Source organism: Terrimonas pollutisoli (genome assembly GCF_029360765.1).
Lineage (GTDB): Bacteria > Bacteroidota > Bacteroidia > Chitinophagales > Chitinophagaceae > Terrimonas_B > Terrimonas_B pollutisoli.
Genome location: NZ_JARKNA010000009.1, coordinates 36815 through 62517, shown reverse-complemented (window position 1 = coordinate 62517; position 25703 = coordinate 36815). Strand labels below are relative to the sequence as shown.

Annotated in this window: 19 protein-coding genes; 8 read left to right on the top strand and 11 right to left on the bottom strand. The window is 42.7% G+C overall.

The annotated features are described in order from the left end of the window. Positions 1 to 74 precede the first annotated feature (74 nt). Positions 75 to 1934, top strand: a complete 1860-nt coding sequence (locus P2W73_RS15415; RefSeq protein WP_276502965.1) for a proton-conducting transporter transmembrane domain-containing protein — start codon at positions 75 to 77, stop codon at positions 1932 to 1934. Positions 1935 to 1954: 20 nt separating this feature from the next. Here P2W73_RS15415 and P2W73_RS15410 read toward each other — a convergent pair whose 3' ends face one another. Both P2W73_RS15410 and P2W73_RS15405 read right to left on the bottom strand, forming a co-directional pair. Further along, entirely contained in the window at positions 1955 to 2200 is a 246-nt protein-coding gene (locus tag P2W73_RS15410) for a DUF6814 family protein (protein ID WP_276502964.1), read from the bottom strand. Positions 2201 to 2286: 86 nt separating this feature from the next. Continuing rightward, on the bottom strand, positions 2287 to 3816 hold the full coding sequence (locus tag P2W73_RS15405) for an MFS transporter (RefSeq protein WP_276502963.1): 1530 nt from the start codon (positions 3814 to 3816) through the stop codon (positions 2287 to 2289). A gap of 138 nt (positions 3817 to 3954) precedes the next feature. On the opposite strand from P2W73_RS15405, the gene acs reads away from it, so the two are divergent. Next, positions 3955 to 5904 (top strand): acetate--CoA ligase, encoded by a 1950-nt coding sequence (gene acs, locus P2W73_RS15400; protein WP_276502962.1) that lies wholly within the window; start codon positions 3955 to 3957, stop codon positions 5902 to 5904. Between the two features lie 493 nt (positions 5905 to 6397). After that, on the top strand, positions 6398 to 7654 hold the full coding sequence (locus P2W73_RS15395) for a C1 family peptidase (RefSeq protein ID WP_276502961.1): 1257 nt from the start codon (positions 6398 to 6400) through the stop codon (positions 7652 to 7654). 100 nt (positions 7655 to 7754) lie between these two features. On the opposite strand, the gene P2W73_RS15390 is transcribed toward P2W73_RS15395, so the two are convergent. The 7 genes from P2W73_RS15390 to P2W73_RS15360 form a co-directional block, all read right to left on the bottom strand. Continuing rightward, on the bottom strand, positions 7755 to 11705 hold the full coding sequence (locus P2W73_RS15390; protein ID WP_276502960.1) for a PKD-like domain-containing protein: 3951 nt from the start codon (positions 11703 to 11705) through the stop codon (positions 7755 to 7757). 231 nt (positions 11706 to 11936) lie between these two features. After that, on the bottom strand, positions 11937 to 14543 hold the full coding sequence (locus P2W73_RS15385; protein WP_276502959.1) for a hypothetical protein: 2607 nt from the start codon (positions 14541 to 14543) through the stop codon (positions 11937 to 11939). A gap of 636 nt (positions 14544 to 15179) precedes the next feature. Next, positions 15180 to 15746, bottom strand: a complete 567-nt coding sequence (locus P2W73_RS15380) for a L,D-transpeptidase family protein (protein WP_276502958.1) — start codon at positions 15744 to 15746, stop codon at positions 15180 to 15182. 324 nt (positions 15747 to 16070) lie between these two features. Then, a complete protein-coding gene (locus tag P2W73_RS15375) occupies positions 16071 to 16907 on the bottom strand; it encodes an outer membrane beta-barrel protein (protein ID WP_276502957.1) in 837 nt (278 codons plus the stop codon). A gap of 27 nt (positions 16908 to 16934) precedes the next feature. Beyond that, positions 16935 to 18068: an anti-sigma factor family protein gene (locus P2W73_RS15370; protein ID WP_276502956.1), complete on the bottom strand. Its 1134-nt coding sequence runs from the start codon at positions 18066 to 18068 to the stop codon at positions 16935 to 16937. Positions 18069 to 18141: 73 nt separating this feature from the next. Beyond that, a complete protein-coding gene (locus P2W73_RS15365) occupies positions 18142 to 18627 on the bottom strand; it encodes an RNA polymerase sigma factor (protein ID WP_276502955.1) in 486 nt (161 codons plus the stop codon). A 111-nt stretch (positions 18628 to 18738) separates the two neighbouring features. Further along, entirely contained in the window at positions 18739 to 18936 is a 198-nt protein-coding gene (locus tag P2W73_RS15360) for a hypothetical protein (protein WP_276502954.1), read from the bottom strand. A gap of 388 nt (positions 18937 to 19324) precedes the next feature. On the opposite strand from P2W73_RS15360, the gene kbl reads away from it, so the two are divergent. Then, positions 19325 to 20512 (top strand): glycine C-acetyltransferase, encoded by a 1188-nt coding sequence (gene kbl / locus P2W73_RS15355; protein ID WP_276502953.1) that lies wholly within the window; start codon positions 19325 to 19327, stop codon positions 20510 to 20512. 54 nt (positions 20513 to 20566) lie between these two features. Here kbl and P2W73_RS15350 read toward each other — a convergent pair whose 3' ends face one another. Both P2W73_RS15350 and P2W73_RS15345 read right to left on the bottom strand, forming a co-directional pair. Beyond that, on the bottom strand, positions 20567 to 21868 hold the full coding sequence (locus P2W73_RS15350; protein WP_276502952.1) for a Gfo/Idh/MocA family protein: 1302 nt from the start codon (positions 21866 to 21868) through the stop codon (positions 20567 to 20569). 185 nt (positions 21869 to 22053) lie between these two features. After that, positions 22054 to 22650 (bottom strand): hypothetical protein, encoded by a 597-nt coding sequence (locus P2W73_RS15345; protein ID WP_276502951.1) that lies wholly within the window; start codon positions 22648 to 22650, stop codon positions 22054 to 22056. A gap of 211 nt (positions 22651 to 22861) precedes the next feature. Here P2W73_RS15345 and P2W73_RS15340 point away from each other — a divergent pair, with 211 nt between their 5' ends. From P2W73_RS15340 to P2W73_RS15325, 4 genes are all read left to right on the top strand, one after another. Further along, positions 22862 to 22990, top strand: a complete 129-nt coding sequence (locus P2W73_RS15340; RefSeq protein WP_276502950.1) for a hypothetical protein — start codon at positions 22862 to 22864, stop codon at positions 22988 to 22990. A 116-nt stretch (positions 22991 to 23106) separates the two neighbouring features. Further along, positions 23107 to 23922 (top strand): class D beta-lactamase, encoded by an 816-nt coding sequence (gene blaOXA, locus P2W73_RS15335; RefSeq protein ID WP_276502949.1) that lies wholly within the window; start codon positions 23107 to 23109, stop codon positions 23920 to 23922. A gap of 134 nt (positions 23923 to 24056) precedes the next feature. Continuing rightward, positions 24057 to 25061 carry a VWA domain-containing protein gene (locus P2W73_RS15330; protein ID WP_276502948.1) on the top strand — a complete coding sequence of 335 codons (1005 nt, stop codon included), beginning with the start codon at positions 24057 to 24059 and terminating at the stop codon, positions 25059 to 25061. Next, positions 25058 to 25696: a tetratricopeptide repeat protein gene (locus P2W73_RS15325; RefSeq protein WP_276502947.1), complete on the top strand. Its 639-nt coding sequence runs from the start codon at positions 25058 to 25060 to the stop codon at positions 25694 to 25696. The genes P2W73_RS15330 and P2W73_RS15325 overlap by 4 nt, the downstream gene beginning before the upstream one ends. The last annotated feature ends 7 nt before the right edge of the window (positions 25697 to 25703 follow it).

Here is a 25703-nt window from a genome sequence, read left to right as displayed (position 1 = left end):
TTAAATAAAAGAAATTATTCTTCGGACTGATTATTACTTGCCATAAAAATTAAATAGTGAATCAATTCAATCAAATGCTGCTTCAACTCATAAGCCTTTTTGTATTTATTCCCCTGGTAGCTTTTTTAGCGTCCTTGTTTTGGCAAAACAAACAGGAAAAACCTATTGCCCTGATCGTACAATTTACCAAGGCTTTTTATATGGTTGCGGCAGTTGTATACTGTGCATTGTGGATAATTAACGGCGGAACCCCCTTCAGCCAATACTTCGCTACGCTTTATAAAACTGATCATTTTGTTTTTGCGATCCAGTTCTATTACGATCATATCACTGCGGTTTACAGTATTGTCGGCGCCATTTTATTTTTCCTGGTATCTACCTTTAGCCGTTACTATATGCACCGGGATGAAGGATATAAACGCTTCTTCAATACCATCCTTTTTTTTGCCTTAGGTTATAACCTGATCATTTTTTCAGGCAATTTCGAAACCTTATTTATTGGCTGGGAAATCATCGGTCTTTCTTCATTCCTGTTAATCGCCTTTTATCGTAATCGTTATTTGCCGGTAAAAAATGCTTTTAAAACAATTTCCAACTATCGAATAAGTGACCTGGCGTTGATCCTTGCTATGTGGATGATGCATCATCTCACTCACCAGAATATCATATTTACCCGGCTAAACGAAGCAAGGGAGATCGCATTACAGCAGGATCATGGCGGGATGGCCTTATTTATTGCAATCATGATAGCGCTGGCAGCCATTATTAAATCCGCTCAATTTCCATTTACCTCCTGGCTTCCCCGTGCAATGGAAGGTCCAACTTCTTCTTCAGCCATTTTTTACGGTTCATTAAGTGTTCATATCGGTGTGTTTATCTTACTCCGAACCTGGCCCTTCTGGCAGGATATGACGGCAATTAAAATAATTATCATCGCGGTTGGTGCAGTGACAGGAATAATTGCAACATTGATAGCCAGGGTGCAGCCAACTGTGAAAACCCAGATTGCTTATTCATCGGCTGCTCAAATCGGTATCATATTTATTGAAGTGGCACTGGGTTTTCATATTCTCGCTTTAATCCATTTTGCAGGAAATGCTTTTTTACGAACCTATCAGTTATTGGTTTCACCATCAGTTTTAAATTACCTGGTGCATCATCAATATTTTCATTATCATCCGCAAAAGCAACAACCGGTGCAGGGTGCAAGGGCCGGATTATACATGCTCGGGATTAAAGAATGGAACCTTGATACTATGCTGTACAAGTATTTGTGGAATCCATTTAAATGGATAGGCAAGCAATTCCAGTTTTTGAACTCTAAAATTTTCCTGGTCGCAGTTGGTTTAATCGCATTGACTGCGATGATTGGCCCGATCTATAACCCAAAATTCTTCGTGTCGCAAAGGACAGGTATTGCTGTTACTTTTCTATCTATTTCTTTAGCGATTATTCTTTTTGCATTTTCCCACCGTGGCTCAGCCCTGGTGACCTGGCAATATTTATTGCTGGCCCATATTTTTATTATTGCCGGCGTAGTCATCAACACAGATCATGTTAACACTATTGAAATTATTTTTTATGCAAGTGGAGTAGTAATTGCGTTTGTACTAGGTTATTATTGTTTGCAAAAAATTAAGGCAATTGACGGCGATATCACTCTCAATAATTATCATGGTTATGTTTACGAGGAAAAAACCATTGCATTTTTATTCCTGCTGGCAGCCATTGGCATGCTGGGCTTTCCTATTACAGCGGCCTTTATCGGGATTGATGTATTGTTTACTTATGTCGAACACACTCAGGGTTTTCTCATAACGCTGCTGGCTTTGTGTCTTATTTTTATAGAATTGGCTGCCATCCGGATTTTCCTGCGGATCTTTTTGGGCCAGCATAAAAAGCTCAATCATCCGGTTGCTTTCAGATCATCCTGACAATTTGCAGTGTTATCATCTCACAATTCACCCGAATCTTCAGGCAGGTGATCATATTCTCCTTTGAAGGCGTACCAGCCAAAAATCATCAGACCGATAGCAATAGGCGTGAAGATGGCAATGATGATGATCCAGATAACAGGATTGTTGATGTCCTTTTTGCCGGCAGGATCGATGTTACTGATAGCACCACTTATTAAAAAGTAGATGACTATCGGTCCCAGCAATAGCCAGACAATACCTAAATATTTTTTTATTGTATTCATGAGTCTTCGGGTTTATAATGTTTTTCAAATAAGTCAGGGCTGTGCTTAGATGGTCCCGACATTTCGTCGGGATGGGGAGGAGGCCCTTAATCTGTCACGTCCTTGTCAATCTTATTTCGCAGGTACATAAGGCCAATGATAAAGCATAGGGCGGCGATCCCAATCGGGTACCACAGCCCAACCAACGGATCTTTTGGATGGGTTGTTGTTAATAACAGGCCGATAAAGGGAACTAATCCGCCAAACACACCATTGCCGATATGATAAGGAAGTGACATGGATGTGTAACGGATTCTTGTAGGAAACAGTTCAACCAGGAAAGCAGCGATCGGGCCGTAGACCATGGTGACATACAGTATCAGTAGAAAAACAAGCCCGACGAACTTCCAGTAGGTTGAAGTCGCAAGCTGTTTGTCTTTGTATTCTTTTTTAGTAGAACCAATGATTTTATCGGCTTCCGCAGACAATGTATCTTTCTTTATTTCAGTAAAACGGCTTCCATCCGACAGAGAAAATGTTGTCGTAGTAATCCATAGAGAGTCTGCACTTTCTTTGATGCCTTCTGTCTTTATAAGCGGAACCGCAATAGCAGATTTTTCAAGATTATTTTTTTCAATACTTGCTTCCTCAAGAAAAGTATTGAATATCGGCCTGTACGTTAAAATCCCCAGCAACATTCCCGCCAGCATAATCCACTTCCTTCCAATCTTATCACTTAACCAACCAAAGAATAAAAAGAAAGGTGTAGCAAAAGCAATAGCCCAAAGCATAATTGTACGGCTTTGTTCAAACTCTATCTTGCAAACATTTTCCAAAAAACTTTGCACATAAAACTGGCCGGTGTACCAGATCACACCCTGCCCCATCACCGCGCCAAACAATGCCAGCAATACCATTTTAAAGTTGGCTTTGTGACTGAAGCTTTCTTTTAATGGATTGGAGGAAGTCTTGCCTTCTGATTTTAGTTTGGAAAACAAAGGAGACTCCGACATTTTTAATCGTATATACACTGATACCGCAACCAACAAGATCGATATCCAGAATGGATAACGCCAGCCACCCCACTGCGCATTGAATTGCCCATCAGTCATATTTAGTTTCACCAACATGATCACACCGAGTGCAACAAATAAGCCCAGTGTTGCCGTTGTTTGAATCCAGCTGGTATAATAGCCTCTTTTATCGGCAGGGGAATGTTCGGCCACATAAGTAGCGGCGCCACCATACTCACCGCCGAGTGCAAGTCCCTGTACAAGTCTTAATAGCAGAACTAGTAAAGGTGCAGCAATGCCAATAGAAGAATAGGAGGGCACAAGGCCAATCAAAAAAGTAGAGCCACCCATCAGAACAAGTGTTAGCAAAAAAGTGTACTTGCGGCCAATCAGATCACCTAATCTTCCAAACACCAAAGCTCCAAACGGCCGAACAATGAAACCTGCTGCAAAAATGGCGAGTGTGCTTAACAGGGCCGCAGTAGCATTGCCTTCCGGAAAAAATTGAGTGGAGATAGTTTTGGCCAGCATGCCAAAAATGTAGAAGTCGTACCATTCGATCATGGTGCCAACTGACGAAGCTGAAATAACTTTTACAATTCCATTCGGTGCATTGTTTTTCATCTGGCAATTTTCATTTTGAATACAAATATTTATTGCGATCCTTTTATTTCAAGGGTTTAAAATACGAATTGATATTTATCAGCGAAATAAAAAAAATTGTCTTCGTACATTTAAGGCCCCAAAAAAAGCAGATTGTTTATGTCATATCCTTACCAGATAAAATCGTACGATGAATACAAAGCAGCCTATAAAAAAAGCGTTGACGAGCCGGAGGCATTCTGGGCTGATATAGCCGGGCATTTTCAATGGAGGAAAAAATGGGATAAAGTACTCAACTGGAATTTTAAAGAACCAAAAATAGAATGGTTTGCCGGTGGTAAATTAAATATCACAGAAAACTGTATAGACCGCCATCTCGAAACATTAAAGGATAAGCCAGCTATCATTTGGGAGCCCAATAATCCCGAAGAACGAACAAGAGTTGTTACATATGAACGTTTGCACAAAAGGGTTTGCCAGTTTGCCCAGGTGCTAAAAAATAATGGGGTAAAAAAAGGTGACCGGGTTTGTATTTATATGGGTATGGTGCCGGAGCTGGCTTACGCCGTATTAGCCTGTGCCCGTATCGGCGCTATTCACAGTGTGATCTTTGGCGGATTTTCAGCGCAAAGCATTGCTGACAGGCTGGAAGATGCCAAGGCTGAGTTTATCGTAACCTGTGATGGTGCTTACCGGGGCGGCAAAGATATTCCGTTAAAGAGTGTGATAGATGATGCACTGATCGGCAACAAGCTGGTGAAAAGAGTAATTGTTTATACCCGCACCAGGACTCCGGTGAGTATGATCAAAGGACGTGATGTATGGTGGGAAGATGAAATGGAATATGCCGAATCGCAGGTAGAGAAGGATGGCGTCGTATCGTTTCCCGCAGAAGAAATGGATGCCGAAGATCCCTTATTTATATTATATACTTCTGGAAGTACGGGTAAGCCAAAAGGCGTTGTGCATACAATTGGCGGTTATATGGTTTGGACGAATTATACATTCGTCAATGTATTTCAATACCAGCCTGGCCAAATACATTTTTGCACCGCCGATATCGGTTGGATAACGGGGCACAGTTATATCGTGTATGGTCCATTAAGTGCAGGCGCCACCTCCCTGATGTTTGAAGGCATACCAACCTGGCCCGATGCCGGCAGGTTCTGGGATATAGTAGATAAATACAAGGTGAATATTTTATATACGGCCCCGACAGCTATCCGCAGTTTGATGGGCTTTGGCCTGGAGCCGCTGAAAGGAAAAGACCTTTCATCATTGAAAGTGCTGGGCACCGTGGGTGAACCTATCAATGAAGAGGCCTGGCACTGGTACGATGAACATATCGGGAAAAAGAAATGTCCGATTGTAGATACCTGGTGGCAAACCGAAACAGGTGGTGCATTAATCAGTAATATGGCGGGAGTTACACCGGCCAAGCCATCGTGGGCCACTTTGCCAATGCCGGGTGTACAACCACTGTTGGTAGACGAAAATGGGAACGAAGCGGCCCCGAATCCCTCCGAAGGTGGGGCTTTAGTAACCTCTGGTAATTTATGTATTAAAGCGCCGTGGCCAGGCATTTTAAGAACTACCTGGGGCGATCATGATCGTTGCCGTACTAATTATTTTGCTACTTATGAAGATTTGTATTTCACCGGTGACGGTGCGTTGAAAAATGAGGAAGGTTTTTATCGTATCACCGGCAGGGTCGATGATGTATTAAATGTAAGCGGTCACCGGATCGGAACCGCCGAAGTAGAAAATGCTATAAACATGCATGCCGGTGTTGTTGAAAGTGCAGTAGTAGGTTATCCCCATGACATAAAAGGGCAAGGCATTTACGCCTATGTAATTTTCGGTGCTACAAAACACGGGGACCAGGAGCTGACGAGAAGGGATATTTTGCAAACTGTTTCCCGCATCATCGGGCCCATTGCCAAACCGGATAAGATCCAGTTTGTAAGTGGTCTGCCCAAAACAAGAAGTGGAAAGATCATGCGACGCATCCTGCGAAAGATCGCCGAAGGAGAAACTTCCAATTTGGGAGACACTACTACTTTGCTTGATCCTGCAGTGGTCGATGAAATAAAGAATGGAAAACTTTAATGTAAAACCGGCTGCTACAAAATAATAAAGCAGCCGGATATGCTGCTTTAAAAGGTTTTTCCAATATGGTCTGAATATTTTCCACTCACAAAACCAAAAACCATACCTTTTAGATTATCTCCACTCAAAAAAAATATTTTGGGGAAAAGTTCGCAATAGTTCTTAATAAGTAACGTAAAATTACTAAGTGTTATTTCGACATTTATTTTGATGCTTTCGAAGTCATATTGCTATACATGATGATTTCTTTCCTCAGATCAATGTTTTTGGGCCTGTCTGGTACGTTTGTTGTTTAAATAGGCATTGGCATTATTGTTAATATGGTGATGATTTTGGGAAGGAGGAGGTAATGTTGATTCAATACCCTGATGAAAACAGTCCTATCTTTTTTATTCCCACACACTATCAATGGCTTTTTGTAGACGCACCGGTTTAGCCTTATAGCTGACCGGGGATCCAATATTTTATTTTTTAATCTGTAAATGAAAAACCCATGAAAACACCAATCGCACGACTATGGCTATTTGTGTGTGCTGTAGCGATTTTGTTTGCTGCTTGTCAGAAAGAAGTCTCCCATAACACAGAAAGCACTGAGGTAGGACAATCTCGGCTACGTACCTCCGGAGTTGTTCCCGATGATCCCGGCGCCATTGCCAAAGTTCCCATGATAGTATCTGAGGAGTTTTACAATTCAATGAATGATGTAATAGGCGCAAGAGGTGGCACAACAACAACATCAAAGAAAGACAGCGATCGTGATGGAATTCCGGACGCAAGTGATGGCTGTCCCAACCAAAAGGAGACGGTCAACGGATACCAGGATACAGATGGTTGCCCGGACACCCCGCCAACTACTGCCACTGATTCAGATGGTGATGGAATTGCCGATGCCAATGATGCCTGTCCCACACAAGCAGAAACGGTCAATGGGTACCAGGATACAGATGGTTGTCCGGATACAGTGCCCGATACAGATGGTGATGGCATTATCGATACACAAGATCTTTGTCCTTCTGAAGCGGAGACGGTCAATGGGTTCGAAGATACGGATGGATGTCCCGATACACCACCAGTTGTTGTACCACCAACGCCACTCCCCTCAAGTTTTCAGCTAGTAATGCCTCCGGTAGGAAATCAGGGTGGAGAGTTTTCATGCGTAGCATTTGCTGCCGGATATGCGGCGAGGTCTGCTGAATACTATTACCAGACCAACGCTTCAAGTTATGATTACGTAAGCAACATTTTTAGTCCTGAGTTTTTATATAACCAAACAAAGATTGGAGATTGTGGATCAGGAGCATCAACCATAAGAACACTTGAATTCCTAAAAAACACAGGTGTTTCCACCTGGCAGTCTATGCCTTACAGTAATACAAATGGTTGCTCACTTTTGCCGACCAGTTCGCAATTAAATGAGGCCGCTAATTATAAGATTATTTCTTATTCATCAGTGTATAAAAGTGATATAACAGCTATAAAAAATCTGCTGGTCCAAAACCACCCGCTTATAATAAGTGTTGTTCTTGATCAAAGTTTTCCGATGGCAGGACCAGGATTTATTTGGAAATCTTTTTCCGGATCAGGCGGTTTAGGCCATTCTTTGACAATTTGTGGCTATGATGATGCAAAGCATGCGTATAAAGTGATGAACTCCTGGGGAACATCATGGGGAGATGCCGGGTATTCATGGATTGATTATGATTTCTTGCCCCAAACGGGAGATGTCGCAGCGTATGTGATCAATCCATAGTTTTTTAAAATAAACTGTAACAGATACAGAAGATTTGTTCTGAAAAAATAAAATAGGCGCTTTTATGCGCCTATTTTATTTGCGAGTCAATTATAAAAAACTATTTCACTCCGATCAATTTTCCAGTCACTTTTTGATCGCCTACTTTGAAAACATAAATCATCGTGCCGCTGCTTCCTTTTGAAACAGAATATTCACGGTAAAGTGGTCTGCCTGCCTGGATATAGCCCTGGTAAACAACGCCTATCTTTTGGCCCAATACATTGTACAATTCAAGCGAACCATAACCGGATACTCCTGATACAAGATCAAATCTCACCTTATCAGTATAAGGATTAGGAACTGCTTTCACTTTTGTTGGAGATTCCAGAACGATCTTATAAGTTTCCAGCGTTTTCGTTGATGGATTGGTTACAGTTTTTTCTGTAATGCCGGCCACATTGGCACTGTTGGTAGGCGTTCTTGTTAAAACTGCTTCATTGTCTGTACAACTATTCGTATTGTTGCTGCCTTCGCATTCAGAAGTAGCTGTGCAACCTGCTAAGCTGGTAGTTACAGTGACAATAAAACCATCACCAGCTATAAGACCGGTAAAATGAACATTGGGGTTTTGAATAGTTGGTGTTTGATTCTGTCCGGAAAAATCTTCATCATTACCTGGCTGATCGATGCTGTAAGTATATCCAAGCGTTGGAGAAGTTACATCAACCGTAAAGGTTTTGTCATTACAGCCCGGAGGATTATAAACTGTCGCAATGGTTGGAATCGGATCTACGGTTACAGTTTTACTGCAAGAGTTGATACATCCGTTCCTGGAGATATTGTCGGTTACAGTATAAGAGCCGGAAGCTCCTGCTGTCACTTCGATAGAAGCGCCTGTCAGATCAGCACTGGTAATGGTTCCATCGCCGGTGATTGACCAGCTATGGGTTACCGTACCGCCTGCAGGGTCAACGGTTGAAGTATAGACATTACCTGTAGAACCACCGCAAACAGGATCTGGTCCTTCGATGCTGCAAGTTGGAACAGGATTTACTGTCACAGTTTTACTGCAAGAGTTGATACATCCATTCCTGCTGATATTGTCAGTTACAGTATAAGAGCCGGATGCACCTGCTGTTACTTCGATAGAAGCCCCTGTAAGATCAGCGCTGGTAATAGTTCCATCGCCGGTGATTGACCAGCTATGGGTTACCGTACCGCCTGCAGGGTCAACGGTTGAAGTATAGACATTGCCTGTTGAGCCACCGCATACCGGATCAGGACCCTCGATGCTGCAGGTTGGAACTGGATTGACGGTTACAGTTTTACTGCAAGAGTTGGTACATCCATTCCTGCTGATATTGTCGGTTACAGTATAAGAGCCGGAAGCCCCTGCTGTTACTTCGATAGAAGCCCCTGTAAGATCAGCGCTGGTAATAGTTCCATCGCCGGTGATTGACCAGCTATGGGTTACCGTACCGCCTGCAGGGTCAACAGTTGAAGTATAGACATTGCCTGTTGAGCCACCGCAAACAGGATCTGGTCCTTCGATGCTGCAAGTTGGAACAGGATTTACTGTCACAGTCTTACTGCAAGAGTTGGTACATCCATTCCTGCTGATATTGTCAGTTACCGTATAAGAGCCGGATGCACCTGCTGTTACTTCGATAGAAGCCCCTGTTAGATCAGCACTGGTAATAGTTCCATCGCCGGTGATTGACCAGCTATGAGTTACCGTACCGCCTGCAGGGTCAACAGTTGAAGTATAGACATTGCCTATTGAGCCACCGCATACCGGATCAGGACCCTCGATGCTGCAGGTTGGAACTGGATTGACGGTTACAGTTTTACTGCAAGAGCTGGTACATCCATTCCTGCTGATATTGTCGGTTACAGTATAAGAGCCGGAGGTACCTGCTGTTACTTCGATAGAAGCCCCTGTTAGATCAGCGCTGGTAATAGTTCCATCGCCGGTGATTGACCAGCTATGAGTTACCGTACCGCCCGCAGGGTCAACGGTTGAAGTATAGGTATTGCCTGTTGAGCCACCGCAAACAGGATCAGGTCCTTCGATGCTGCAACTTGGAATTGGGTTTACCGTTACCGGGTAATGGCAATTGGCGAAGTCATATACGGTTCCGTTTGCTGCTCTAATTTTCAGAATGACAGTAAAGTCTCCTGTTCCTGCATCAACGGTGATAGAAGAAACGCCTTCATTAGCTCCGTCAATAGTAGCGCCATTGGCTGGGTCAAGCGACCATACATAGGTTAAGAAATCACCTGGGCTGGGCAGACCTGCAGAATAAACGAGATCCTGGGAATTAGCGCAAACCGGTGTTGGTCCACTGACACCTGGGCAGCTAGCGCCACCTGTCACATCGATATAGACCCTGGCAGTAGCCACGCAACTGTTGGCAGTTGAAGTTGCTGTTACTTCAAAAATATAAAGACCAGTCACAAAGCCACCACCACCAGCGGCAGTAGGAGTAAAGGTGACGCTGGCACCGCTTGTAGAGCTGAGGTTTGAATTGGTGGCATTATTTCCGGATACAGCCGCCCATGTGAAGCTGCTGAACAGCGAATTATCCTGTGTACCATTCAAAGTACCTTCGGCGGTCAAAGCAGCTGAAGGATTTGCCTGGTTTGAATTGAGTGTAGCCGGAGCCTGGGCTGTTGTTACATTGCCATCTACTTTGGCTACTACCGATGCTTCATCTATAACGGTAGCGGTTGCTTGTTCACAAGTAGTAGTGCCACTGCCCGTTGTTACGCAAGCACCAATCTTAAAGCTGCCGGCTGTAAAGTTGGTTCCCGAAGGAGTAATTGAAACACTGGCATTTCCATCAACATCGGCTGTAACGGAATAATTATTACCGGCACAACTACCGACTGCCGTAACATTATTGGGTAGTTTGGCGCCAGCCGTATTGCTGAGGAAATAGAATTTAACCGCTGCACCCGCTGCATCTGTGCTGGAATAGGTAACAGTAAAGCTGGTAGCAGTGTTGGTACAACCTGATGAACCTGGAGTAAGTCCGCAGGTAGGAGCTGGGATCTGAATAGCATTAGACATGATCTGGTTATCCTGGCTACCGAGTGAAACGCCGGGTTCAGGCGCATTATCACTTGGGTCATTTACATCATCCAGTCTTTCCAGTGTAACGTGGTAAGGTCCGCCACTGATGCTCCCTGCACCCTGGCCGGAGCCATAACCACATGTTCCATTTCCGGCAGCAAGGCGGGTGGCAAAACGGATCATCACCATATCGGAAGAAGAAGTCCATTCAAGAAGATATTCTGCCAGGTCTTTACCACTACCCTGGTAGGCAATAAAGGATACTGTAACATTGCTGATGGCTGCATTACCCCTTATTTCCAGTGTTCTGTCTCCATACCTGATAACGCCTCCTGTATTAGGTTTGATATAGCTTTCAAAGCAAGCTATATTGGCGTCAACATTCGGAGCGCCAAGCGTTGGTTTTCCGGGATTGCCGATTACATCAGGAAAAGATGCTGTTTGAACAAAATCGTTAACACCATCGGTCAGCGCATTACAGGCAGCAGTTCCCGCTGCACTAAATGCCGGATCACATTTTTGGTTAAACAGGTTGATCAGTTCATTGACAGTACCATTGCCGATATCTTCAGCGGTTTTAAAAGCCTGGTCCCAGGAGATGGGGAAATCATAAGCATGCTTTTTATCTTTTTCGGCCAAAACCCGGAATCGTAAAGAGTGCTTATTGGGATTAGTGTTAGCGGCATTGGCTAGAATACCGGTGAGTACAATTCTTTGCGGCACCCCGATGCCTTCAAAATAATCGGTATGCGTAGCGTTCAAAATACCATTGACCCAGTCAATGACATAGGTTCCTGCTCCGCCCCTGTCATTTTGTGCCTGGTGAAAATCAACTGTAGTATACCCCTGCGAAAAAGTTTGTAATGAAAAAAATAGAAATGGTATCAACAAAAGTGCTGAGACACGTTTAATAAAACCCGGAAAACCGGACTTCGATTTCCCCGGAATTATACTGCAATTTTCTGGTTGCTTGTGGGTGAAAATAGATCTCATATTTTATTGTTTTAAAAAGTACAAGTAGCTAATACAGTTCCTCTCGATTGGATTTTGGAATAGAATCAAAGGATATTTAGTCTAACTAAAGGGGTGTTGAAAAATTCGAAAGGGTGAGAACAGGTTCTTGTAGAAAAAATGATAATAGGTACTACCGATAGCACCTATTATCATTTTATTTTTTTGAAATGTGAGTGCTCCTGCATTTCAAAAAGGGATCATGCTTTCAACCTATTTTATTCCAATCAATCTTCCGGTCACTTTTTGATCACCCACCTTGAAAACATAAATCATCGTACTGCTACTTCCCTTGGAAACAGAATATTCACGGTATAATGGTCTGCCTGCCTGGATGTAGCCCTGGTAAACAACTCCTATCTTTTGACCCAACAGATTGTACAGTTCAAGTGTGCCATAGCCCGATACCCCGGAGACGAGATCAAATCTTATCTTATCGGTGTAAGGATTAGGAACAGCTTTCACTTTTGTTGGCGATTCCAGAACGATCTTATAAGTTTCCAGCGTTTTCGTTGATGGATTGATTACAGTTTTTTCTGTAATGCCGGCCACATTGGTACTATTGGTAGGCGTTCTGGTAAGTGTTTCATTAGCTGTACAACTATTGGTGTTGGTGCTGCCTTCGCATTCTGAAGTAGCAGTGCAACCTGCCTGGTCGGTAGTTACAGTGACAATAAAACCATCACCAGCAATAAGTCCTGTAAAATGAACATCAGGATTTTGAGCAGTTGGTATTTGATCCTGGGAAGAAAAATCTTCATCATTACCTGGCTGGTCGATGCTGTAAGTATATCCAAGAGTTGGAGAAGTTACATCAACCGTAAAGGTTTTATCATTACAACCAGGAGGATTATAAACTGTCGCAATGGTTGGAATGTCTATTACATCTACCGGGTAATGGCAATTGGCGAAGTCATATACGGTTCCGTTTGCTGCTCTAATTTTCAGAATGACAGTAAAGTCTCCTGTTCCTGCATCAACGGTGATAGAAGAAACGCCTTCGGTGCTACCGATAATAGAAGCGCCGTTGGCCGGATCAAGTGACCATACATAGGTTAAGAAATCACCGGGGCTGGCAAGTCCGGCTGTATATACGAGGCCTGTGGAGTTTGCACAAACCGGTGTCGGTCCACTGACACCTGGGCAGCTAGCGCCACCTGTCACATCGATATAGACCCTGGCAGTAGCCACGCAACTGTTGGCAGTTGAAGTTGCTGTTACTTCAAAAATATAAAGACCAGTCACAAAGCCACCACCACCAGCGGCAGTAGGAGTAAAGGTGACGCTGGCACCGCTTGTAGAGCTGAGGTTTGAATTGGTGGCATTATTTCCGGATACAGCCGCCCATGTGAAGCTGCTGAACAGCGAATTATCCTGTGTACCATTCAAAGTACCTTCGGCGGTCAAAGCAGCTGAAGGATTTGCCTGGTTTGAATTGAGTGTAGCCGGAGCCTGGGCTGTTGTTACATTGCCATCTACTTTGGCTACTACCGATGCTTCATCTATAACGGTAGCGGTTGCTTGTTCACAAGTAGTAGTGCCACTGCCCGTTGTTACGCAAGCACCAATCTTAAAGCTGCCGGCTGTAAAGTTGGTTCCCGAAGGAGTAATTGAAACACTGGCATTTCCGTCAGCATCAGCTGTAACGGAATAATTATTACCGGCACAACTACCGACCGCCGTAACATTATTGGGTAGTTTGGCGCCAGCCGTATTGCTGAGGAAATAGAATTTAACCGCTGCACCCGCTGCATCTGTGCTGGAATAGGTAACAGTAAAGCTGGTAGCAGTGTTGGTACAACCTGATGAACCTGGAGTAAGTCCGCAGGTAGGAGCTGGGATCTGAATAGCATTAGACATGATCTGGTTATCCTGGCTACCGAGTGAAACGCCGGGTTCAGGCGCATTATCACTTGGGTCATTTACATCATCCAGTCTTTCCAGTGTAACGTGGTAAGGTCCGCCACTGATGCTCCCTGCACCCTGGCCGGAGCCATAACCACATGTTCCATTTCCGGCAGCAAGGCGGGTGGCAAAACGGATCATCACCATATCGGAAGAAGAAGTCCATTCAAGAAGATATTCTGCCAGGTCTTTACCACTACCCTGGTAGGCAATAAAGGATACTGTAACATTGCTGATGGCTGCATTACCCCTTATTTCCAGTGTTCTGTCTCCATACCTGATAACGCCTCCTGTATTAGGTTTGATATAGCTTTCAAAGCAAGCTATATTGGCGTCAACATTCGGAGCGCCAAGCGTTGGTTTTCCGGGATTGCCGATTACATCAGGAAAAGATGCTGTTTGAACAAAATCGTTAACACCATCGGTCAGCGCATTACAGGCAGCAGTTCCCGCTGCACTAAATGCCGGATCACATTTTTGGTTAAACAGGTTGATCAGTTCATTGACAGTACCATTGCCGATATCTTCAGCGGTTTTAAAAGCCTGGTCCCAGGAGATGGGAAAATCATAAGCATGCTTTTTATCTTTTTCGGCCAAAACCCGGAATCGTAAAGAGTGCTTATTGGGATTAGTGTTGGCGGCATTGGCTAGAATACCGGTGAGTACAATTCTTTGCGGCACCCCGATGCCTTCAAAATAATCGGTATGCGTAGCGTTCAGGATACCATTGACCCAGTCAATGACATAGGTTCCTGCTCCGCCCCTGTCATTTTGTGCCTGGTGAAAATCAACTGTAGTATACCCCTGGGAAAAAGTTTGTAATGAAAAAATAAACAAAAAAGGAAGCAGTAGAATTTTTAGATTAAGTAAGCATTTTGAAACGGTATTTATTCGGTGTTTAATTGTGCACGTCATAAAAACAAGGTTTAGAAGTGAAAGAAATTGTTTCTATCCTTGTTTCTCAGAGGATGTAGTAATGATGGATTTTCATTCAGGGTATTGATGTTGTAGCAGGGATTCAAAAAAAGCTATAATCCTGGCGGGTTAGTGAAGTAGAATTTGTTAATAGCTGTGAATGTTATTAAGGATTATGAATGGCTTTGGATAAATTATTTTGCTGGCAAGCAATTAAGAAAATAGGGAGTAGCTAAGGAGGAGAGTGGTCTAATAGTAACACTTCCGTATGGAAGTATTCCCTTGACCTGACACAGCAAGGCCTGCAGTATAGTGTTAGCATATATGGCAAGTTTCCCCGTTATACAGGCACGTTTCGCCACGCCTGTAAATGATTTTGAAAACACGTCATCATAGATACCAATATCATTGGTACAATCAGAACTTGAAAACCGATTCAAAAACTCGGGCAGAAAATTTAGATAAAGTGCGGGTTGCAGGGCTTAGAAGAGTCGGACAGTAAACGTTCCCTTTGTTAAAACAAAACTAAGGGTTTTTTATTATGACTAACAAATTAAATTGAGACAATTTTTTTATATTCTGCAGATTTTCTTTCGGGGAGAATATTTCGATCATTTTGCCGGATCAATCAACTGTTTATTTGCGGATAACAACCTTTGTTCCAATAGGTGTATAGGCATATATTTCCAGTACATCATCTTTTTTCATGGAAATGCACCCCATGGTCCAGTTTTTATATTTGTCGATGACAAAATCTTCATGGGGCCAGGTGCCGTGAATGCCGATGGAGCCGCCAATAGAAGCATTAGCCGGAATTTCCCCTCTTCTTTTACGGGCATTGAATTTTTCCCAGCTTTCCCTGGTTGGATAATCGATGGCCAGAAACCGGTACCACTTCTCGTGCACCCTTTTACTTACGATCTTAAAACTGCCTTCCGGAGTTTTGTTGTCGCCTTCCATTTTTTTATCATCGAGACTATTGTTGCCAAATACGACAGGGTAAGTAGCATACCAACCTTTTTCATCATAGACGCTCAATTCATAATCCGACTTGTCAATCAGAATTGAAATAGTACCCACCGGACCAGCGCCGGCTGACCGCTTATTTAATTTTTTTGAAACAATATTTTTTGATGAAGGAGAATTGAATAGCAACAGGCCGCTTCCTAATAATACGGAACTGAATAAAAGAATACTTTTCATAGTCTATCCTTTACCGTCTCTTATCAAACGGCGGTACAGATTTATTTATTTTTCGATGTGGATTTCTTTAACGAATACTTTACACCGAACGCTTAAAGTTAACTATAGCGTTTGGTGTAATAGCAACTAAGCTACCAGCCCGCGCCTCACATCCTGTGAACTGATAGCAAGTTGGTATTACAAGGATACGCAATTAGCAAAAATGATGCAAAGAAAAATCCCGCTGAAAATTTTCAGCGGGATGTGTATAAATAAAGAATGCAGTTGTGAAAAATGATCGTTGATTTTATTAACGTTCAGCGACTCTTACGTGGTAATTTTTCTTTACCAGTTGCTAAAGCGGAAACCAACGTTATAAGGGGTGAGGTCAACTCCTTTTTCAAACATGCTTTTAAAAGCATAAGAACCATATAATTTAACGGGTCCCAGGGCTATTTCACCAACATAAGAAAGCTTCCATTTGCGCAGGTCGAAATCGCTTTTTGTTTTATCAACATCACCGTCTTTCTTAATTTTTTGGCGTGCACTGTATAACCAACCGGCACTTACACCAGCACTGATGCCAAAGTTTTGCCGCTTTTGAGGAGTAAAGTTGAAGTTCAGCATCAGGGGTACTGTAAGATAATCTGCCGCTAACTTGTTTTTAGAAACATCGGTATGGCCCAGGTCTATCCTTGGGAGGGTTTCATTAAACCGGATGTTTTTATTTTCAAAATGATAGTTATTTAATTCTATTCCCAATCCATATTTTAAGTTTACAATATGTTTGATCATATTGATCCGCTGCATAAACACCCAGATGTTTACATTTCTTGATTTACCGGCCCTTGCTTTCAGATCTTCTTCACCAATACCTGGTGCAACGAAGCCGGAAGTAACGGCAAAAGTGTAGTTCGTGTTGTCCACATAGTTAGAAAAGCCGATATCAAAGATCCACCAGTTGGTACTGATGTTGGCTGGCTTGTCATTGTTACGGCGGTTATTAATGCGGAATATTTTATTACGATTCTTCGTGCTGTCATAAGTGCCTCCTGCCTCACGAATGATCACCATGCCGCCAATTTTAATTGTATCAGGAGCTTGTTTGGGTAATGTATCTGTCTGCGCAAAGCCGGTCATAATAGTACACAATGCGATGCAAAGGGTAAAAAACCTTTTCATATAAATCTGTTTTTAAAAAAAGTGAAATTATAATTTAATTGCCAGCCCGCCTACCAGTAAGCGATCTTCATCTGTCGCCTTGATATTGGTGGTTTTTTCAAACGTCCGGGTGACTTTCCGGAAAAATCCGCGGAGTTTGTTTTTCTTGCCTGGCTGCTCATCATCAATCGGATCCAACGATTCTTTTGACGATGCCGCTATTACATTGTCTAACGGACGTGAGCTATTAGGAGTTACAATGTATGGTTGATTTGTTTCTTTAGGATTTGTTAACGATTCTTTGACGGGAATTTCAACCTGTGCAATAGAGTTTTGATTCAGCTCTTTGTTTACATTCGGATTATAAACAGGTTGTGGCAGAGCATTTGTTTTTTTCTTCTCTTCCTTTGTCTTTGTCACCACTGCATCATTTTGCTTTATTTCAACGGGCAATTGTTGTTTCGTTTTTTCTTTTCTTTCAATCTTTTCTTCTTTTATCACAACAGCATTGTTACCAGCGTCAGTATTTTCTTTGATGGGATCAGTATTGGCAAGCTCGTTATTTTCGTTTGCCTGCTTTTTTTCAGTTGCTGGTTGCTCAATCACATTGGCAGGAACATTTTCTTTCACTCCAGGTTTGATCCCTGTGATACTGGTTTCTTTGTTCCCTTTTTTATTAAATACTATAAGTGCTGTTGAACTTACTAATAATAAGGCAGCAGCTACAGCAATGCGTCTCCAATGAATGGCAACAACTCTTACTTTCTCTTCTTTTCGGTATAATGATTCTTTATCGGGGAAAATGATTGTTTCAGGTTGCAGTTTTGTTTTTTGCAAATTCTCCAATTGCAATTGGATGGCCGGATGAGCTGCAATAAACTCTTCAACAGCTATTTTTTGAGCAGGGGTCAACTCATTGTCTATATAAAGGACTAACCATTCTTCGTAGTTGGAATCATTTATGATACTGGCAGCACCGGATGTACGCATCAGTTCTTCTTTGTTAGAAAAAACAATCGACGTGTCCGGTATCAACTGGCTTTGGCGCAGCAGATCCAGTTCTGTTTTCAGGTCGGGATTATCTTGTACAAAAAGTTCTACCTCCCTGCGATCTTCACTGCTCAACTCATTATCCAGGTAGAGGACAAAATACTCTTCGTAATTATGACGGGTAATTTTCATGATGTTTGATGTCCGATGTCTGACGCCTGGGAAAGGATTGATATCCTTCTGACTTCAGGCCTCTGACCTCTGTTTAAATCACATTTTCAATTTTTACCAAATATTCCTTCAATTGCACCCTGGCCCTGTGCAGGTACACTTTTACCTGGCTTTCACTAAGGCCCGTTATCTGTCCTATTTCATCATAACTATATCCTTCGTAGTCTTTTAATAAAACCAATGACCGCTGTGTTTCGCTCAACCGGTTCAGCGCTTCTTCCAATACTTTTTTCAGGTTATTAGCTGGCCTGTCCTGCACCTTCGAGCCTTCGGTAAACTCCTCTTTCAGTTGAATCCTTTTCACTTTCCGGATATGGTCGATCATTTGGTGATAAGCCACCGTAAAGAGATAGGATTTTGACCGTTGTACATCTACTTCTTCGCGGTTGCGCCACATTTTTTCAAAAGCGGTTTGTACCACATCCCTTGCATCTTCTTCATGGCGAAGGTTTTTCACAATGAAGCGATACACATTGTCTGCGTAAGTAGTAACACATTCGTTATATTCCCTTTCAGTCATAAACAGCCTGTAACCGGTTAGCTCAAAATTACTATATGAGCCCGGATTCTTAATTTATACGGTTAACAATAGAAAAAGTTACAATCGGGAGAAAAATTTACCCTTCCAGGCTTATAATGTGGAGAAAAACTGTTGTGAAAGGTTTTCCCAGATCATTTTGTCGCTGGTTGTCTTCTTTTTGCAGCAGTCATTCATTGACTCATTGGAAGAATCGTCCTTAGAAACCGGCGTGGAAGATTGGAATACCAGGAAAATACCCAAAATGGCAAGCATAGTCAGCAGGAATTGTATGGTTGGTTTCAATCTCATGTTGGGTGGTTTCTAACATTTGACGGCACAAACCGCCAAAATGTTACAGTAAAGGTAAAACCTTGTAAAAGTCATAAAAGACAATAATTGACGGGAAGCGGAATTTTGCCAATGAAATGCGGAAAATGGGGGGTGAAATACCCGGACCGGATAGTGAAAATTGAAAATATCCGCCTTATCTATCCGGAGAACTGTAAACAGAAATGCTCAATATCCAATCCTGAGCTTATCGAAGGATCAATGCTCAATATTCAACTGGGGAAGGTATAGCCAACTGGGGCGGGCAATAATGAGTTAGCATGGCTTTCTCCTCTTTAGGGGATGGGGGCAAACGGTTGTTCATATTGAGCTGAAAACTTTACGTAGGTTTGCGGCTCAAATTTCAACTATGAATCAAAAGTTCGCCCAACGCATAGCTAAAGAAACAGAGGAAATAAAAGCGGCCGGTCTTTATAAAACGGAACGGATAATTACCAGCCCGCAGGGGGCCGAGATAAAAGTGGGAGGTAAGACGGTTTTGAATTTTTGCGCCAATAATTATTTGGGCCTTTCTTCTCATCCAAAAGTGATTGCCGCTGCTCATGCTGCCATCGATTCGCATGGTTATGGAATGAGCAGCGTCCGTTTTATCTGCGGTACGCAGGATATACACAAAGAACTGGAAGAAAAAATTTCCGAATTCCTGGGCACAGAAGATACGATCTTATATGCGGCGGCTTTTGATGCCAACGGAGGCGTATTTGAACCGCTGTTCAATGAGGAGGATGCCATCATTTCGGATGCGCTGAACCATGCATCTATTATTGACGGTGTTCGCCTGTGCAAAGCGCAACGCTTCCGTTATGAGCACAACAATATGGATGACCTGGAAGCAAAACTGAAAGAATCTTCAACATGCCGTAGCCGCATTATCGTAACAGATGGTTCGTTCAGTATGGATGGCACCATTGCGCAGCTGGATAAGATTGTGGAACTCGCCGAAAAGTATGATGCTATCATTATGATCGATGAGTGTCACTCCTCCGGTTTTCTTGGAAAAACAGGACGGGGAACTCATGAGTATCGTGGTGTGATGGGTAAGATCGATATCATTACCGGTACACTGGGCAAGGCGTTGGGTGGTGCTTCAGGAGGTTTTACCTCGGGTAAAAAAGAAGTGATCGATATGCTTCGTCAGAAATCGAGGCCTTATTTATTCAGTAACACGCTGGCCCCTTCTATTGTGGGTGCATCAATCGCTGTGCTGGATATGCTTACGGAAACGACTGAGTTACGGGACAAACTGGAATACAACACGAAATATTTCCGTACCAAAATGACGGAAGCGGGATTTGATATTAAACCCGGTGATCACCCCATCGTTCCGATTATGCTATACGATGCAGTGCTGGCGCAAAATTTTGCTGCCAAGTTGCTTGAAGAAGGAATCTATGTGATTGGATTCTTTTTCCCGGTTGTTGCCAAAGGCCAGGCAAGGATCAGGGTGCAGTTAAGCGCTGCACATGAGCAAAAACATCTGGATAAAGCGATTGCTGCGTTTACCAAAATTGGAAAAGAATTGGGAGTGCTAAAGTAAATGCATTCACGTTTGATAAAACGAAGCGGACCGATAAGTCCGCTTCGTTTTTTTTTACACTTTCGGTATCTTATATCCATTATGATACTCTGCCGCTAAAAATTTATTCGCATCATTGTCGGTAAACTTATTCTTTCCCGCATTCCAATAAATCTTCTTGCCTGTTTTGTAAGCAATATTGCCCATTTGGCAAACGGTGGCAACATGGCTGCCTGCCTGGATCGGCGCTTTCAGATCATCTAATTTTCGTGATTGGATGACGTCGAGGAAATTTTTAGTGTGCAATAGCAGACCATCGTCTGATTTTTTCTGTAATGGCACAGCTTCCATTTTTTGATCCTCCGGAATTACTTCCCAGCCGTTGCGATCTACGACCAATGTTCCGTTATTGCCGATGAACGCAACACCATGATTTCTTCCATAAGGTCCTCCATCGATACCGGTAGCATGCTCCCACTGCAAATTGAAACCTTCAAATTCAAAGACGGTAGTCAAGGTATCGGGTGTTTCGGAAGCATCATCAGGATAAGCAAATTTTCCCCCTGCCGCAATAATAGCTTTTGGTGTCGAGGCTTTCATGCCCAACAAGGCATAGTCGATCATATGCACGCCCCAGTCAGTCATCAATCCGCCGGCATAGTCCCAGAACCAGCGAAAATTAAAATGAAAGCGGTTTTCATTAAAAGGCCTTTTTTGTGCGGGGCCCAGCCATTTTTCATAATCTACACCAGGGGGCGGGGCGCCATCGGGTTTAACCGTTACCGGCTTCATCCATCCCTGGTAAGCCCAGGCTTTTACCAGGCGCACATTGCCCAATTTACCCGAGTGAACAAATGCCATCGCATCGGCATAATGTTTATTGCTGCGCTGCCATTGACCCACCTGCACCACCCGATTGTATTTTTTTTGAGCCGCTGCCATAACGCTGCACTCCACGATGGAGTTGCCGACAGGTTTTTCAACATATACATCTTTACCTGCCGCACAGGCTTCAATCATCATATTGCAATGCCAGTGATCAGGTGTACCGATGATGATGGCATCGATATCTTTATTCTCCAGCAATTTCCTGTAATCATTTTCTGCTTTTACCTTACTATTTTTTTGAGCGAATTCGCCAACCCTTTTGTCCAATACATTTTTATCAACATCACACAAGGCGACACATTCCGCACGGGGATCTTTTAATAGGCTCATCAAATCTGCCCAACCCATGCCATTAATGCCGATAGCTCCGATTCGGACCTTATCAGCTGTACTAACTCTGCTGCCCAATAAATCATAAGGTAAGATACTGGCAATACCCAAACCTGCTAGATAAGTAGAGGAGGAATGAATAAACTCTCTGCGTTTCATATAGCTAGTTGTTGTTTGCTTAAAAATAAACAATATCAAAACGGAAAAATCAACCAAAGACAGATGGTTAAAATAGTATTATTAAATGCAGAAAACCATGTATTCAAATTGACTGGCATAAACTGCCGTCAAAACAAAAGCACCCCTATTCACAGGAGTGCTTTTCCTCCATTCAGATTATGAATTTATTTCAAACTTAATTCGCCAGCTATTTTTTTCAGCAGGTCTACATCCATGTTTTGCCCTTCAAGTGTTACCAGTAAGCGGTCGCCGGACAGGTAAGTAAGTGTAGCACGGTTATTTCTTTTATTGAGATGCTCTATCGCTTTTCCGCCTTTGAAGTCAACGGATTTGGTGTATTCATCATCACTTTCTGACTCAAAGTTCATCATACCCAGGTACTGCATGCTATAAATACCGGCGCCTGCCTGCCCGGCGCAATCAAAAATTTTCAATTCAAGATCGGTTGAGTCGTTGATTTTATAGTCAGCCTCGGCAAAAGCTGCACCCATGGCACTATTGGCGGAAAATTTTGAACGTTTAGCGCCGGCTAATTCCTCCGGCAGCATAGCTTTCATCTGGTCGAGTGTATAAGGCGATAATTTTTGTAATTCTTCTGCTTTCTTTTGAAAGGCATCAGCGGTTTTTGACAGCTCATTGGTATTAATCGTAGCCGTTGTTTTCCCATCTTCGCTGGTGACTGTGACACCCGGTTTTTTATTGTTATTACAAGCCAGCAGAAAGGTTAGTGCGAACCCGATAAAGAGAGGTAAATGTTTCATGATTAAAGGTTTTGGTTTTTGAGTCTATAAATGTAGAGAAAATCGGGGTTCACGGTCGCCAGGAAATTTTTGGCTGGTTCAGAAACAAATCATTTCTATTTTCCGTTAAATAGGAAAGAAATAGTATTTTTAGTATCTCCACGATGAAGCAACTCTACCGAAAATTAATTTGATTTCTCATTATTGTTTTCTCTATTCTTAAAACGTTGGTATGAAGAGGGTGCTTCTTTTTATTGTAGTTGTTGCATTATCCATTTTTCTGCTGGCATCTTGTGCTGCGGCCAAAAGGGATTGCCATGGCGTAAAGCATTATAAACATAAAGGCGGCTTTTATATCTGATCATCCCGTCGGGTATGGCTATATGCGAATAAATATAATTCCAACTTTCACATTTTAGCATTTGCTGCTTGTCACCCCATTCATTGCGCCTAACTTTGCCAAAATTTTTTTTACCGATGAAAATTGTTGGGTATTGCTTTTTGATTGCTATAGTTATCGGGGCCTGCTCTCCTAATAATGTAAAAGTGGATGACAGCCTTGGAAAATATTTCGATGAAAATAAAGCGACAGGTTGTTTTGCCCTGATGGATAACGGCACAGGTAAATTCACTGTATATAATTTATCCCGCTATCGTGATAGCAGCTACCTGCCTGCTTCAACGTTTAAGATCGTCAATTCGTTGATTGGATTGCAAACAGGTGTGATCACTAATGATAGCATGGTGATAAAATGGGATGGAATTAAAAGACCGTTTGATACCTGGAATAAGGATCTTACCATGTATGAAGCGTTTCGGGTTTCAGCCGTTCCCTACTACCAGGAAGTTGCACGTAGGATAGGAAAGGACACTATGCAGCGTTGGCTTGATACGTTAAGTTATGGTACCAAAAAGATCACTTCAGCTATTGATACTTTCTGGCTTGACAATTCGTTGAAGATAACACCGGACGAAGAGCTTGGCCTGGTGAAAAGATTGTATTTTGATCAATTGCCTTTTTTTAAAACCTACCAGGAAACCGTAAAACGGGCGATGTTATTTGAAAACAACGCTAATTACCGGCTGGCCTATAAAACAGGCTGGGCATTTTGGAATGAAAAAACAAAAAAACACCTGGGTTGGATAGTCGGTTGGGTCGAAGAGAATAAACATCCTTATTTTTTTGTATTGAATGTAGAATCACCGGATCCCAATTTCGATATGCCCAACGTGAGAATGAAAATGCTGAAAGATATTTTAAAACAGCTGGGATTCCTGGAAGGGAAAATGTAGACAGGCACAACAGGCACAACGTAAAACCGCCCGTTCTTTTCCGTTTCAAATCAGGCAAAAATGCATTTTGTTTGGTGTGATCTTTGTTTACCTTGAGCTGCAAACTTTTAAATTACCATTATACATTTCACCCTTTGGGATTTCAATTTTTTCATAAAGAGTTTATCTGGCTTTTTGCAGGTGTTATTTTATTCCTGTTGCTTTTTATTTTCTTAGTAAGATGGAAAAAGAAGGTGCAAAAAAGGATAGGGGATGCAATGCTGGTCAAAGTGTTGATGGGAAGTTATTCTCCGGGGCTCTTCGCATTAAAATTTGGAATGATCAGTATTGCATTTGCAGCGGGGGTAATTATGGCCATGGATTTGCGCAAGCCCGGTGGCCCGGAAGGCATGAACCGTAAAGGTATTGATGTAGTAATTGCATTGGATGTAAGCAAAAGCATGCTGGCGACAGACCTTGCGCCCAACAGGCTGGAAAGAGCAAAGCAACTCATCGGCAAACTAATGAACACGATGCCGAATGACCGCATTGGCCTTGTATTGTTTGCCGGTAAGGCTTATTTGCAAATGCCATTAACAACGGACCATGGGGCTGCCCGGATGTTTGTTTCATCTGCTTCGCCGGAGGCCGTGCCACAACAGGGAACAGTGATCAGCGAGGCCATACGCCGAAGCAGTTTCGCTTTTAATACAAACGAAAGAAGATTCAAGGCCGTAATATTAATTTCGGATGGTGAAGACCATGACCCCGAAGCATTAAAAACAGCCCAGGAATATGCTAAACAGGGAATGATGATCAATACGGTGGGCGTTGGTTCTCCGGACGGTTCCTATATTCCTGACCCTGTGACTGGAGAAAACAAGGTTGATCCCGCCACAGGTGCTACCGTTATCTCCAAATTGAATGAAACAGAGTTAAAGCAGATTGCTGAAGCCACTAACGGTATTTATATCCGACTGCAGGAAAGCGATGAAGCAGTTCGGTTATTACACCAGCAGTTGTCGGAAATAGAAACAAAGGCTTTTACGGATGTATCCCTGATCAATTTTAAAGCATATTATTGGTTATTTGCAGCAGCCATGTTGTTATTGCTGCTAGGTGAGTATTTTATTCCTGAAATAAAGAAAGTGAAGGCATGAAGAGCTTTTGGACGATAACGGCGCTATGTATAATTTCTGCAACAAATCTGCAGGCACAGGAAAGCACGGCACAGGAACAGGAAATTGAAAGAGAAATTCAAAAAGCCAACGAGTTATATAAACAGCAACAATACCAACAGGCTGAAACGGCATATAATGAAGTACTGAAAAAAGATCCTGATAATAGTACTGCCAAATATAACCGGGCATTGGCTTTGCAAAAACAGGGCAAATCAGGGGAGGCAATTAAGGTATTTAACGATGTTGCTTTCAAGACCGATGACCACCAGTTGAAGTCAAAAGCTTATTATAACAAAGGAGCCATTCTTTCCGGTCAGCAAAACCTGGAAGAAAGCATTGAGGCCTATAAAAATGCTTTGCGCCAAAACCCGGATGATAAAGAAGCAAGAGAAAATTTGCAAAAGGCATTATTAGAACTTAAAAAGAAGACCCCCAAAAAAAACGATAAACAAAACAAGCAACAGCAAAAACAACAACAGAAGCCCCAGCCAAGAATGAACCAGAAAGAGGCTGAGCAAAGGCTTAAATTGCTGGAGCAAAAAGAAAGAGAAGTCCAGGAAAGATTACAGAAGGAAAAATCAAAATCCGGAGGTGGTCAGCCAAAGGATTGGTAATAATCCG

Coding starts and splice junctions, on each gene's coding strand:
- P2W73_RS15415 (WP_276502965.1), top strand. CDS start 75: ATGCTGCTTCAACTCATAAGCCTTTTTGTATTTATTCCCCTGGTAGCT.
- P2W73_RS15410 (WP_276502964.1), bottom strand. CDS start 2,200: ATGAATACAATAAAAAAATATTTAGGTATTGTCTGGCTATTGCTGGGA.
- P2W73_RS15405 (WP_276502963.1), bottom strand. CDS start 3,816: ATGAAAAACAATGCACCGAATGGAATTGTAAAAGTTATTTCAGCTTCG.
- acs (WP_276502962.1), top strand. CDS start 3,955: ATGTCATATCCTTACCAGATAAAATCGTACGATGAATACAAAGCAGCC.
- P2W73_RS15395 (WP_276502961.1), top strand. CDS start 6,398: ATGAAAACACCAATCGCACGACTATGGCTATTTGTGTGTGCTGTAGCG.
- P2W73_RS15390 (WP_276502960.1), bottom strand. CDS start 11,705: ATGAGATCTATTTTCACCCACAAGCAACCAGAAAATTGCAGTATAATT.
- P2W73_RS15385 (WP_276502959.1), bottom strand. CDS start 14,543: ATGACGTGCACAATTAAACACCGAATAAATACCGTTTCAAAATGCTTA.
- P2W73_RS15380 (WP_276502958.1), bottom strand. CDS start 15,746: ATGAAAAGTATTCTTTTATTCAGTTCCGTATTATTAGGAAGCGGCCTG.
- P2W73_RS15375 (WP_276502957.1), bottom strand. CDS start 16,907: ATGAAAAGGTTTTTTACCCTTTGCATCGCATTGTGTACTATTATGACC.
- P2W73_RS15370 (WP_276502956.1), bottom strand. CDS start 18,068: ATGAAAATTACCCGTCATAATTACGAAGAGTATTTTGTCCTCTACCTG.
- P2W73_RS15365 (WP_276502955.1), bottom strand. CDS start 18,627: ATGACTGAAAGGGAATATAACGAATGTGTTACTACTTACGCAGACAAT.
- P2W73_RS15360 (WP_276502954.1), bottom strand. CDS start 18,936: ATGAGATTGAAACCAACCATACAATTCCTGCTGACTATGCTTGCCATT.
- kbl (WP_276502953.1), top strand. CDS start 19,325: ATGAATCAAAAGTTCGCCCAACGCATAGCTAAAGAAACAGAGGAAATA.
- P2W73_RS15350 (WP_276502952.1), bottom strand. CDS start 21,868: ATGAAACGCAGAGAGTTTATTCATTCCTCCTCTACTTATCTAGCAGGT.
- P2W73_RS15345 (WP_276502951.1), bottom strand. CDS start 22,650: ATGAAACATTTACCTCTCTTTATCGGGTTCGCACTAACCTTTCTGCTG.
- P2W73_RS15340 (WP_276502950.1), top strand. CDS start 22,862: ATGAAGAGGGTGCTTCTTTTTATTGTAGTTGTTGCATTATCCATTTTT.
- blaOXA (WP_276502949.1), top strand. CDS start 23,107: ATGAAAATTGTTGGGTATTGCTTTTTGATTGCTATAGTTATCGGGGCC.
- P2W73_RS15325 (WP_276502947.1), top strand. CDS start 25,058: ATGAAGAGCTTTTGGACGATAACGGCGCTATGTATAATTTCTGCAACA.